Below are 11,900 nucleotides of genomic sequence, written 5' to 3' on the forward strand. Positions count from 1 at the left end.
CGCAAGCTGCGCGCCTCCGGCCGGTGGGAGCCCGGGAGCTGGAAGGTCGAGCTGGTCGTGCTCAACCGTGGGCTCACCCGCCGCCGGATCGTCGCCGGACCGGTGCCCGGCCCGCCCGAGCGCCCCGGCTACCACCAGGTCGACGCGGACGTGTGGGTCCGACCGCAGTGGAACCGGGACCGCCAGTTGGTGATCGCCGTCGAACCGGCGCGCGTCCGGGTCAGCGGTCACCACTTCGACGCACACCGCGGTGAGCTGGAGCTGGACGGCGAACTCGTCTCGGCGCCCGCCGCCGAGGCCGACCGTCTGCGTCTGGTACGCCGCCCCGGAACGGCCGTGCTCACCTATCCGGCCACCATCCACGGCGGCCGCTTCACCGCCCGGGTCAGTGCCGACGAGCTGTTCGACCGCGGCGTCAGCGAATGCGGAGGCGTCATCCGCCAGGAGGAGTGGGAGGCGCACCTGGTCACACCGGACGAGGAGGCCGTCCCCATCGTCCTGCCCGACCAGGTGGACACCGCCGCCTACGCCTCCGAGGGCACGCACCAGGAGCTGGCCGTGCAACGGACGGCGACCGGTTTCCTGAAGCTGCGCGCCGGACACGCCCGGCCGATGGTCACCGAGGCCCGCTGGGAGGGGCGCGTCCTCGTCCTGGAGGGCGAGTTCAGCGCCGACGCCGACCTCAGCCTCGTGGCCAAGGCGCGCGGCCGGGACGAGGAGCACGCACTGAGAGTGGAGCGGACCGGATCCCGCTTCAAGGCGCTGTTCTCCCCGGCCGACATCGTCACGCTGTCGGGCACCCTGTCGCTGCCCGCCGGGTCCTACCAGCTGTGGGGCCGGGTCACCGACGGCGGTCACACGGACGCCGAGCGGGGGTCCACGGATGTGGGAGTGGAGTTCACCGACACCCTCATCGGCGGCCTTCCGGCGTCGCTGGAGACGAGCGAGCGCTCCTACACGCTGATCTACCAGGGGCGCGGCATCCCCGTCCTGCGGGTCGGCGGCGACCTGCGCCCGGCCGAGCGCGGCACCTTCGCACAGCGTGAGCTGCGCGAGACCTTCTACCCCGCCCAGCGGCGCGAGCCGATCACCGAGGGCATCCTGTTCGACACCTACACCGGGCGCCAGTACTCCGACAGCCCGCAGAGCATCTACGCCGAACTGCGCGGACGCGACCGGTGGGCGGACTACCCGATGTCCTGGCTGGTCGCTGACGGACAGGTGAGCCTGCCCGACGACCTGTCCCCGGTCCGGCACCGGGGCCGCGAGTACTACCAGGCGCTCGCGCGCAGCAGGTACCTGGTCACCAACTCGCGTGAGCCCGCCTGGTTCCACCGCCACCCCGACCAGGTCGTGGTGCAGACCTGGCACGGGTCGATGCTCAAGCGCATCGGCTTCGACGTGGAGAACATCCGCGGCAAGTCGCGCGACTACTTCGACAAGCTCGCGTGGGAGACGCGGCAGTGGGACTACCTGGTCTCGCCCAGCCCGTGGGCGACGCCGATCCTGCGCAGCGCGTTCCGCTTCGAGGGCGAGGTCCTGGAGACCGGTTACCCGCGCAACGACATCTTCTTCTCGGCCGATCGGGAGCGGATCGCCGAGCGCACCCGCCGCCGCCTGGGCCTGCCCGAGGGCAAGAAGGTCGTGCTGTACGCGCCCACCTGGCGGGACGACAAGTACTACACGCGCGGCAAGCACAAGCTCGACCTGCACCTGGACCTGCGCCGGATGTACGAGAAGCTCGGCGACGACCACGTGCTCCTGGTGCGCCGCCACCCGCGCGTGGTCGACAGCGTCCCCATCGTGGGAGAGGACTTCGTCCACGACGTGTCGCTGTACCCGGAGATCATGGAGCTGTTCCTGATCACCGACGTGCTCGTCACGGACTACTCGTCGATGATGTTCGACTTCGCCAACACCGGCCGCCCGATGCTCTTCTTCACCTACGACCTGGAGAGCTACCGGGACAACCTGCGCGGGTTCTACTTCGACTTCGAGGAGACCGCGCCCGGGCCGCTGCTGACCGAGTCCGACGAGGTCATCGGGGCGCTGCTGGACATCGACGAGGTCGCCGAGCGGCACAGCGGGTCCTACCGGGCCTTCGTCGACCAGTTCTGCCCGCTGGACGACGGCAACGCCGCCAAGCGCGTGGTGGACCGGGTGTTCGGCGAGGGGTAGACCTCCTTTCGTTCCGCTCGCCGTGGCGCCCCGGACGGACCCGGGGCGCCACGGACGTGTCCGGGGTGCGGTTGAATGGCGGCGTGATCGTCATCACCCGCTACTCCGTGCCCGAGGCCGACACCGAGGCCTTCCAGACCGACGCCGCCACCGCCGTGGACGCGCTCTCCCGACGCCCCGGGTTCCGGGGGCACCGGATCGGCCGCGCCGCCGACGACCCGTCGCTGTGGACCGTGGTCACCGAATGGGACGGGGCGGGCTACTACCGGCGGGCGCTGTCCGACTTCGACGTGAAGGTCAACGCGGTGCCGCTGCTCTCCCGCGCCATCGACGAGCCGACCGCCTTCGAGATCCTGGCGGGCGGTGACACCCCGACCTGAGCCCTCCGACACCCGTTGCGCCGTCGGTTGATTCGTGCGCGAGCGCTTGTCACGTGCTCTAGCCTGGGAGGGCGGGTGCACGGTGTGCCTCTCCCTGGTCTCGCCACGCATCCCGCTTCCCGAACAACTCCGATGTATCGCGCACCGCGATCCACCGACCGCCAGCCGGATGGAGAGTCACCCATGGCCGCCAAGTCAGAGGCAATGGACGCACTGGTCAACCTCGCCAAGCGCCGAGGTCTGGTCTACCCCTCCAGCGAGATCTACGGAGGTCTGCGCGCCGCCTGGGACTACGGCCCCCTGGGTGTGGAGCTGAAGGCCAACGTCAAGCGCCAGTGGTGGCGTTCGATGGTCCAGGAGCGGGACGACATCGTCGGCCTCGACTCCAGCGTCATCCTGGCCCGTGAGGTCTGGGAGGCCTCCGGCCACGTCAAGGCCTTCGTCGACCCGCTCACCGAGTGCCAGTCCTGCCACAAGCGCTTCCGCGCCGACCACCTCATCGAGGCCTACGAGGAGAAGCACGGCCGCGAGCCCGAGGAGGGCCTGGCCGCGCTCGCCTGCCCGAACTGCGGCGCGAAGGCCTCCTTCACCGAGCCGCGCATGTTCAACGGCCTGCTGCGCACCCACCTGGGCCCGGTCCAGGACGACAAGGGCCTGGCCTACCTCCGGCCGGAGACCGCGCAGGGCATCTTCGTCAACTACAAGAACGTCGAGCAGAGTGCCCGACGCAAGGTCCCGTTCGGCATCGGCCAGATCGGCAAGTCGTTCCGCAACGAGATCACCCCGGGCAACTTCATCTTCCGGACCCGCGAGTTCGAGCAGATGGAGATGGAGTTCTTCGTCAAGCCGGGCAGTGACGAGGAGTGGCACCAGTACTGGATCGACACCCGCTTCCAGTGGTACGTCGACCTGGGCATCGCCAAGGACAACCTGCGGCTGTACGAGCACCCGCAGGAGAAGCTGTCCCACTACTCCAAGCGCACCGTGGACGTGGAGTACCGCTTCAACTTCCAGGGCAGCGAGTGGGGCGAGCTGGAGGGCATCGCCAACCGCACCGACTACGACCTGAAGACGCACACCGAGGCGTCGGGCGTGGACCTGTCGTACTTCGACCAGGAGAACAACGAGCGGTACATCCCCTACGTCATCGAGCCCGCGGCCGGTGTCGACCGGGCGGTGCTGACCTTCATGCTGGACGCCTACAACGTCGACGAGGCGCCCAACGCCAAGGGCAAGCTGGAGAAGCGCGCCGTGATGCGGCTCGACCCGCGCCTGGCCCCGGTCAAGGCCGCGGTGCTGCCGCTGTCGCGCAACGCGGACCTGTCGCCCAAGGCGCGCGACCTGGCCGCCGCCCTGCGCAAGCGCTGGAACGTGGAGTTCGACGACGCGGGCGCGATCGGCCGCCGCTACCGCCGCCAGGACGAGATCGGTACGCCGTTCTGCGTCACGGTGGACTTCGACACCCTGGACGACAACGCGGTGACCGTGCGCGAGCGCGACACCATGTCGCAGGAGCGCGTGTCCCTGGACCGGGTGGAGACCTACCTGTTCGAGCGCCTGCCCGGCTGCTGACCCGGGTCGCCTGAGCGAACGACGGCCGCCCGTCCCCGAGTGGGGCGGGCGGCCGTGCGCTGTGGGAGGGGGCGGCGTCGAGGCTACCCGCCCCGATCGGGAGACGGCAGCCCCTCCCGGGCCCGGTCCAAGGCGTCGATCTCCTCGCCCAGCGACGCGATGGCCTTCTTCGCCCGTTCCAGCTTCTTCTTCGGGTCCTTCACGTGGGCGTAGGGATCCGTGACGTTCTTGAGGATTTCTTTGGCGATGTAGAGAAGAATGCCGCCAGACACGAAGTAGGCGAAGATGGCGGTGCCGATGGCCGTTGCGACGCGGGGGCCCTCATCGGGGGAGAGCCCCGCCCATCCCACCACTCCGAACACGATCGCGGCAGCGATGGTGTTCAACGTGATGAATCTGGCGTCGCTCTCGACCTTGTTGGCCTTCCTGCGAGCGGGCAGGTACGCCTCCAATCGCTCCCTCCTGGCGCTGAGCTTCCTGTGCCTGGCGGCCATGTCCCGGAGCACGCGGCACAAGAGCCGGATGACCAGGGAATGCGCCACGCGTTCAGGGAGCGGGGCGTCGTGCGGCGGATCGGCGGGGAGAACCGCCCTCCATTCCTCTTCCAGGGACGCGCGATCCTCATCCGCGAGTCTTCGCCACTGTTCGGGGGCGAGGAGCGCGCGGACGAACATCACTTCCGCGATCCGGAGGTCGAACGCCTCCTCCTTTCCGTGTTTGCTTCCCTGCGCCCATGCTCGGTACGGGTGACGGATGTCCTCGAAGGCGCTCGTCGTGCTTCGAACGTCGTCGATGAGCGTTCGGAGTTCGGCGCAGCCGTCGCCCCGCACACACCCGTGTCCGGGATCCCGGCAGTCGTACGCGGCCAGGACCTTCATGAACTCGATCGGGTCGGCATCCGGATCGACGGGGTCGTCCAAGGGGTCCGAGGCCTCGTTCTCGTACTCCTCCCGAAACCTGGACAGGCTCATGTCTTCGCCCTCGAAGACCGGTGGCAGGTCGGGGCGCGCCTGGGAGACGAAGGTGAAGACGGTGAGGTCGGGGTCCTTGGGGGGCTTCCGGAGCAGGCTCCGGTCGATCCGGGTGTCCCCCAGATCCTCGATGATCCAGGCGGCCAGGGCCGCCCGTTCGTCAGTGTCGGTGAACACCTCGCTCGCGGCGTCTATGTCGGCTGTCATGGCTTCGGCAAGCTCGCCCACTCCGTGGTGGAGTCGCCCCGCGAACCGGTAGGGAGGGGACGCCGGATCGGAGGACGTCGCCGTCGGGTCCGGTTCAGTCTCCCCGGCTCCGGAGTCCACGGTGGGTGCCGACGGCGACGCCTGGTCTCCTTGGGTCACCTTCCCGGTCTCCCACCGCGTCGGTGGGAGCGGCCGTATCTCCTCGGTCGCCGCGGTGTTCCCCCGGTTCAGTGCGGTGTCGACATCGGCGCCGTCCTCCGGGAACCCCAGTAAGGAGTTGAGGACCCGATGTGCGCTCGGGCGGTCCTCGGGCTCCTTCGCCAGGCACCGTGCCACCAGGTCGCGCAGCTCGTCGGGGACCCCCGAGCAGTCGGGCTGGTCGACCAGGATCCTTTTGATGACGGCGGTCTGGCGGTCGCCGGAGAACGCGTGCCGCCCGCTGGCCGCGTAGACGATGACCGCGCCCCAGGCGAAGACGTCGATGGCCGGTGTCAGGTGCGGGGCGTCGTCGAGCCGCTCGGGCGCCATGTAGTGCAGGGTCCCGATTCTCGCCGTGGCGGTGAACCGGGCCGTCTCCTCGAAGGCCCGCGCGATCCCGAAGTCGATCACCCTCGGCCCGTCGGCGGCCATCATGATGTTCTCCGGTTTGAGGTCCCGGTGCACGATCCCGGCGCGGTGGATCGCGGTCAGCGCGGTCGCGGTGGAGACGGCCAGGCGTTGCAGGTCGGCTCCGGCGCGCGGTCCGTCGGCCCGGATCTCCTCCGCGAGCGTGCGCCCCTCGACGTACTCGCTGGCGATCCAGGGCCGGTCGGCGTGCGGGTCGGCGTCCAGGACCCGGGCCACGCAGAAGGGGCTGATCCGGCGTGCGGCGGCCACCTCGTCGGCGAACATCCGGGCGAAGCGCGGGTCGGCGTCGGGGGCCACGTGGAGCAGTTTCACGGCCGCCAGGCCGCCGCCGGGCGCCTCCGCCAGGTGGACGGAACCGAAGCCGCCCCGGCCGATCTCCCTGATCAGCCGGTAGCCGCCGACCTCGGTGTCCTGCGCGCTCATCTATCACCGTGCCTGTTCCGTCCGTGGCTTCCCCGACGTGTATATCGCCTCGAACGCCCGTGGTGAAGGGGATTGCGCGCGCACGGGGCTCATGGGGCACGGGTGAGAGGGGTGCGGATCGGCCGTGCCCGCGTGTCCGGCCGGAGACCGCCTGTCAGACCCCGGCGAACCCGCGGCTGAACGACGCGCCAGCGGCCATCCGGTCGCGCATGTCCCCGATACGGAGGAGCTCGTAGCGTTGGAGGGCGGCCCCGAGGTCGTCGGCGCCACCGAGTTCCCGGGCGAGCGCGGCCGCGTCGATCACGGCCTCCTCGAAGCCCGCGCCTGTCATGGGCGTCTGTGCGTGCGCGGCGTCCCCGACGAGCGCGACCCGTCCGTCGACCACGCGCTCCGGCAGGTACTCCGAGATCGGTGTGGCGATGACACTCCGGTCCCGGATGGTCTCGACCACCCCCGTCCGCCACGGCGCGTCCCACTTGCTCTCCGCGGCCCGTTCAAGGGACTCGTACACCTCGTCGGGTCCGCGTCGACCGCCGCCCGCAGCGCGCGGTGGACGTGCCGCCACGCGTGGGGGAGCGCTCCCTGCCGGATGGTGTCGCGACCGGGCGCTTCGGTCACCTGGCGGTAGGCCTTTGGCCCGATCGCCTCGTCGAGCGGCGCGCCCGCGACGCGGATCGCGACGCCGCGCTGTGTACGCCCCGCCGTGCGCTCCAGCACGGTCGAGGGGACGCCCACCCGCGACAGCGCCAGGGCGGTGGTCAGGCCGCCGAGCGAACCCCCGACGATGACGGCGTCGGGGCCGTTGGCGGCACGGGTGTTCGAGGTCATGGTGAAGGGACTTCTTGGGACATGCGTTCACCGCGGTCGGGAACCGGGGACCGGTGGTCGGGTGGAACGCGCTCACGGAAGGGGCGGGTTCGGTGGTGCCGACCGGTGCGAGGAAGGCGTTCGCGAGGGGAGTGCCGTGGCTCGTGGACGCGACCCCGGTGTACACGGGGAGGACGGGGCGCCCACGTTCGTCGCCACGTGAGCCGTCCGTGAACCACACCTCCATGGTGACGGCGGACGAGGGGGACAACCAGGGGCGGTTCCAGCCCGGGACAGGGCCGTCCCCCGATGGGCGGCCGGTGTCCTCCGGCGAGGGCGGCCCGGCGCCCCCGTCCTCCGTGTGTTCGGCGGGGTCGGAACCGGATTGCGACACCAGCCGTAACAGCGTGCGAAACGTCTGTCTTCGTGTCATGTGTGCTGTTCTGGTAGCCGTTTCAGTGCCCATTCGGCGACACAGGGTCTAAGAATCGGATAAAAATCCGCTGTTCCAACTCCGATCCGTGTCCAATGGGGGCAGTACATCCCTAAGGACGAGGACGGTTCTGTGAGCGACAACGAGGTCATCTTCTACGAGGAGCTCAACTACGGCGGCGCGAGCCATCCGTACAAGCTCGGTGACGACATCAATCTCGGGAACACCTCCCTGAACGACAAGTTCACGTCGGTCAAGGTGGGCGCCAAGGTCAAGGTGGTGGCCTGGCAGCACTACGACCAGACCGGCGTCTACCGGGAGTGGGACGTCGACCAGCCCGACATCACGGATATCGGCGGGCTCACCCGGTTCCGTGTCGTGAAGAGCGGTACCCTGCCGATCGCCGTCCGCTTGGAGGACCTGACCGGACAGGAGAAGCACCACTACTCGATGAAGGTCGACTCCCACGACGTCGGCACCGCCAAGGTCTACTCCGGGGGCGCCGGGTACGGCCTGGTCGGCCTCATGCCCGAGGCGGGGCCCCCGGTGACGACGGCGATCTACGTCCGGGACGAGAAGAGCGGGGTCTACGTCGCCACGGGCTCGATCTACTTCACGTGGGACGGCGAGACCAAGTCGATCAGGATCGACAACGCCGAGAACTTCCCGAAGAACATGGAGCACCAGCGGGAGCGCCGTAACGAGTTCACCTGCCAGCTCAAGAGCGTGAGTTAGCGGCGGGCGCCTCGTGTGGGCCGGACTCGGCCCACACGAGGGCCGGCCTCCGTCAACGCGGCGGCCGCACCTCCCGCCGCCGGACGGCGGAGGTGCCGCCGAGTTCGTCGAGGAGGTCGGCGAGCAGAGCGCGGACGGTGTCCAGGGAATCGGCGCCGAGGCGTTGCCGGAGCCGCTCCTCCAGGTCCGCCCGGGCACGGCGGGCGGTGGTGACGGCGGTGCGGCCGCGGTGGGTCAGCCTGACCCGACGGATGCGGGCGTCGTCGGGATCCGGGACGCGTTCGGCGTATCCGAGATGCTGGAGTTCGGCAATCGCCTTGGAGGCTCCCTGTTTGGTCATGTCGAGCTTCTCCGCCAGCTCCCCGATGGTGGGCTGGGCCTCGATGAGGTGCTGGAAGACGTAGCCGTGGGACACGCGCAGGTCGGCGAAGCCGTGCGCGGCGAGCGCGCCCTGGACGGCGGAGGGCGGAGGCGGCCGCCGAGCCGACGAAGAGGGCGAGCGTGCCGGTGTCGAGGCCGTGCGGGTCGAGTGGTTCTGTCATGAGCCCATTGTCTATTGACAACCTTGGTTGAGCAACTATGGTTGACGACATGTCGAAGCTCGATGACCACCCCAATGTCAGAACGGCCGTCCGCTACCACGAGGCGGTGTCCCGCTTCGCCGGACCCGAGGAACTCGCCTCGTTCCTCCACCCGGACCTGGTCCACACACAACTGCCCAACACCCTCTTTCCCGCCGGAACCGTCCGCGACCTGTCAGAGGTCGTCGCGGCGTCGCAGCAGGGGAGGACGATGCTCTCCCACCAGCACTTCGAGGTGACCGGCGCGGTCGCCGTGGGCGACCGGGTCGCCCTGGAGGCCACCTGGTCCGGCACGCTGGCCGTGGCGCTCGGCGACCTGCCCGCGGGGCACGTGCTGCGGGCCCGCGTCGCGGCGTTCCTCGACTTCCGGGACGGCAGGATCGTCGACCAGCGCAACTACGACTGCTACGAGCCCCTCCGCCCCGCGGTCTCGGCCTAGGGAGTGCCCCGAGGAGGGGGCGGACGCGGCCTGAGTGGAAGACTCACCGTCATGGGAAAGATCCACGACGCCATCGGTGACCGACTCGCGCGCTTCCTCCTCGACCAGCCGGTGTTCTTCGTCGGCACCGCGCCGCTCGCCGGAGACGGCCACGTCAACGTCTCCCCCAAGGGGATGGGGGGGACGTTCGCCGTGCTCGGCGAACACCGGGTGGCCTACCTCGATTACACCGGATCCGGCGTCGAGACCATCGCCCACCTGCGGGAGAACGGCCGGATCGTACTGATGTTCTGCGCCTTCGACGGGCCGCCGAACATCGTCCGCCTCCACGGCGCCGGCCGGGTCATCCTCACCGACGACCCCGAGTTCGACGAGCTGCGCGCCCACTTCTCCAAGGAACGCACCCTCGGGCAGCGCGCGATCATCGTGGTCGACGTCCGGCGCATCTCCGACTCCTGCGGATTCTCCGTGCCCCTGATGGACGTGCGCGGCGACCGGGACCTGTTGGACCGCTACCACGAACGCCGTGACCCCGGATACTTCGACGACTACTGGCTCACCCGCAACTCCACCAGCATCGACGACCTTCCGGGCCTTCCCACGGCTCCCTGAGGGGCGGAACCGGCGGCGGGACAGGGTGCCGGACACGGCGAGACGGCCGGACCCGGGGGGATTGGTTTCCGGCCGCCTCTTCGGTTCCCGGGCCGCACACGACCGCGAGATCCTGTTCTTAACCTAGCGGTAGGGGGTGCGCGGTACGCGGTCGTTTGGTGCGCGTTGTCCTACCGCGTAAGCGAATCGTGACGCCAGGATCCGAGATCTCCGACGAAGCGTGCCTGGTACCGGTTCTCGCGTTCCGTGTGATCATGCGGTGCATGAACGGACATCCAAGCGACGACCTGCTCATCGAGCGGCTGCGAGCCCGAGCCCACGACCCGGCTCGGCGCTTCGACGAGGCGCCCGTGCCCGTGGCCTGGATCGAGCGGCGCCACGGCCCGGAACGGGTGGAGGAGGCTCTGGAGAGCGGTTACGCGTTCTCCAACGACGGGATGATCCTCTTCCCGGCGGGTTCGCGCGAGGCGGTGGACCACCACCGGGACGCACCGCGGCGTCCGCCGTTCCCTCCGGCCACGTTCGCGGAGGTCGCGGAGGCGGAGCGCAGGATCGGACACCGCCTGCCCGAGCCGCTCAGACGGGTGTACACCGAGATCGCCGACGGCGGGGACGTCTGGGACGACGTCCGCGGGGGGTGACTCCTTCGCGCGGACCCTGGTGGGACCTAACTTCATACCTCGTTCTTCTATGCCTAGGTCTGCTAGGGTTGCAACCCCTAGCGGAACTAGGTATGGGAAGTACACGTGCACATCGACAAGGACCTGGTCGCGGCGTCGGCCACGCCGCTCGTCCTGGGCATCCTGGCCGAGGGCGAGTCCTACGGCTACGCCATCGTCAAACGCGTCAACGAGCTCTCCGGCGGACAGATGCAGTGGACGGACGGGATGCTCTACCCACTGCTGCACCGCCTCGAGCGCAACGGCTACGTCCGGGCGTCCTGGGGTAAGTCCGACGCGGGTCGCCGCCGCAAGCACTACGCGATCACGGAGGCCGGGTTGGAGACGCTGGCCGAGCGGCAGAAGCAGTGGAGTGTCGTCGCCGACGCGCTCAGGCAGGTGTGGCAGGCCGCGTCGCACCCCCCGTTTCCGGGGCCCGCCACGGCAGGGGGGGTCGCCTGATGAGCGAGGCCGCACGCGATGACGTCCTGGAGGAACAGATCGACCAGTGGCGCGGCTTCGTACGCCGCCGCCGGGTCATCTCGCCGTCGGACGTCGAGGAGATGGAGGACCACCTGCGCGAACAGATCGCCGACCTGGGGGCGAACGGCCTCGACGACGAGGAGGCGTTCCTCGTCGCGGTCAAGCGCATGGGGAACCTGGACGCGGTGTCGCGGGAGTTCGCGCGCGAGCACTCCCACCGGCTCTGGAAACAGCTGGTCCTGGTCCCTGAGGCCGACGACGGCTCGGGCGGCCTGACGCGCTGGCGCGAGCTCGGTGTGCTGCTCGCGTTCGCGGTCGGCGCGGGTCTGGCGGTCAAGCTCCTGTTCACGAATGTGGACGACGGTTTCGTGCAGACCCGCAACTTCTTCTTCGTGGTGCTCCCCTTCCTGGCGGGGTGGTTCGCCTGGAAGCGGGGCGTCACGTGGCGCGTGTGCGCGGCGGTGGCCGCCGTCGCGGCGGTGCCCGCCCTGGCGGTGAACCTCTATCCGTTCGAGGCGGACCCCGGCCCGTACCCGGCCCCCGGTATGACCGACGTACTCGCGTTCACGCACGTTCCGGTCGTCCTGTGGCTGCTCGTGGGCGTCCTGCACACGGGCGGGAACTGGCGGTCCCACGACCGGCGGATGGACTTCGTGCGGTTCGTGGGTGAGCTGGCGATGTACCTGGCGCTGATCGCGCTGGGGTCGATGGTCCTCGTCGGGCTCACCTTCGGGGTGCTGGCCCTGGTCGACGTCGACCTGGAGCCGTTCTTCGAGGACTGGCTGGTGCCGTT

The 11,900-nt window shown here is 69.6% G+C and carries 12 protein-coding genes; 9 read left to right on the forward strand and 3 right to left on the reverse strand.

The window, feature by feature from the left end:
• The 3 genes from D471_RS0116175 to D471_RS0116185 form a co-directional block, all read left to right on the forward strand.
• A partial coding sequence (locus tag D471_RS0116175; RefSeq protein WP_017599589.1) for a CDP-glycerol glycerophosphotransferase family protein occupies positions 1–2,178 on the forward strand: 2,178 nt, incomplete at its 5' end.
• An 83-nt stretch (positions 2,179–2,261) separates the two neighbouring features.
• On the forward strand, positions 2,262–2,558 hold the full coding sequence (locus tag D471_RS0116180; protein ID WP_017599590.1) for an antibiotic biosynthesis monooxygenase family protein: 297 nt from the start codon (positions 2,262–2,264) through the stop codon (positions 2,556–2,558).
• 183 nt (positions 2,559–2,741) lie between these two features.
• A complete protein-coding gene (locus D471_RS0116185; protein WP_193789770.1) occupies positions 2,742–4,130 on the forward strand; it encodes a glycine--tRNA ligase in 1,389 nt (462 codons plus the stop codon).
• 83 nt (positions 4,131–4,213) lie between these two features.
• Here D471_RS0116185 and D471_RS37680 read toward each other — a convergent pair whose 3' ends face one another.
• Both D471_RS37680 and D471_RS41325 read right to left on the reverse strand, forming a co-directional pair.
• The gene (locus D471_RS37680; RefSeq protein WP_051059196.1) at positions 4,214–6,358 is read right to left on the reverse strand and encodes a serine/threonine protein kinase; all 2,145 of its coding nucleotides are present in this window, start codon (positions 6,356–6,358) and stop codon (positions 4,214–4,216) included.
• 154 nt (positions 6,359–6,512) lie between these two features.
• Positions 6,513–6,923, reverse strand: coding sequence for an FAD-dependent oxidoreductase (locus tag D471_RS41325; protein WP_206538950.1), 411 nt, complete (start codon positions 6,921–6,923; stop codon positions 6,513–6,515).
• Positions 6,924–7,730: 807 nt separating this feature from the next.
• Between D471_RS41325 and D471_RS0116200 the strand changes: the two genes are divergently transcribed.
• Positions 7,731–8,333, forward strand: a complete 603-nt coding sequence (locus D471_RS0116200) for a beta/gamma crystallin domain-containing protein (RefSeq protein ID WP_017599593.1) — start codon at positions 7,731–7,733, stop codon at positions 8,331–8,333.
• A gap of 52 nt (positions 8,334–8,385) precedes the next feature.
• Here the strand turns inward: D471_RS0116200 and D471_RS34675 are convergent, their stop codons facing one another.
• Complete coding sequence (locus D471_RS34675; protein ID WP_017599594.1) at positions 8,386–8,748, reverse strand: MarR family winged helix-turn-helix transcriptional regulator; 363 nt, start codon at positions 8,746–8,748, stop codon at positions 8,386–8,388.
• A 176-nt stretch (positions 8,749–8,924) separates the two neighbouring features.
• On the opposite strand from D471_RS34675, the gene D471_RS0116210 reads away from it, so the two are divergent.
• The 5 genes from D471_RS0116210 to D471_RS0116230 all read left to right on the forward strand — a co-directional run.
• Positions 8,925–9,353, forward strand: a complete 429-nt coding sequence (locus D471_RS0116210; protein WP_040689902.1) for a nuclear transport factor 2 family protein — start codon at positions 8,925–8,927, stop codon at positions 9,351–9,353.
• Positions 9,354–9,404: 51 nt separating this feature from the next.
• A complete protein-coding gene (locus D471_RS0116215; RefSeq protein ID WP_017599596.1) occupies positions 9,405–9,965 on the forward strand; it encodes a pyridoxamine 5'-phosphate oxidase family protein in 561 nt (186 codons plus the stop codon).
• A gap of 263 nt (positions 9,966–10,228) precedes the next feature.
• Positions 10,229–10,606: a hypothetical protein gene (locus D471_RS34680; protein WP_152486335.1), complete on the forward strand. Its 378-nt coding sequence runs from the start codon at positions 10,229–10,231 to the stop codon at positions 10,604–10,606.
• Between the two features lie 105 nt (positions 10,607–10,711).
• Positions 10,712–11,086: a PadR family transcriptional regulator gene (locus tag D471_RS0116225; protein ID WP_017599598.1), complete on the forward strand. Its 375-nt coding sequence runs from the start codon at positions 10,712–10,714 to the stop codon at positions 11,084–11,086.
• The coding region (locus D471_RS0116230) for a permease prefix domain 1-containing protein (protein ID WP_017599599.1) at positions 11,086–11,900 on the forward strand (815 nt) is incomplete at its 3' end. The genes D471_RS0116225 and D471_RS0116230, both read left to right, overlap by 1 nt.

It is taken from the genome of Nocardiopsis lucentensis DSM 44048, assembly GCF_000341125.1.
In the GTDB taxonomy this organism is placed as follows: Bacteria; Actinomycetota; Actinomycetes; order Streptosporangiales; family Streptosporangiaceae; genus Nocardiopsis; species Nocardiopsis lucentensis.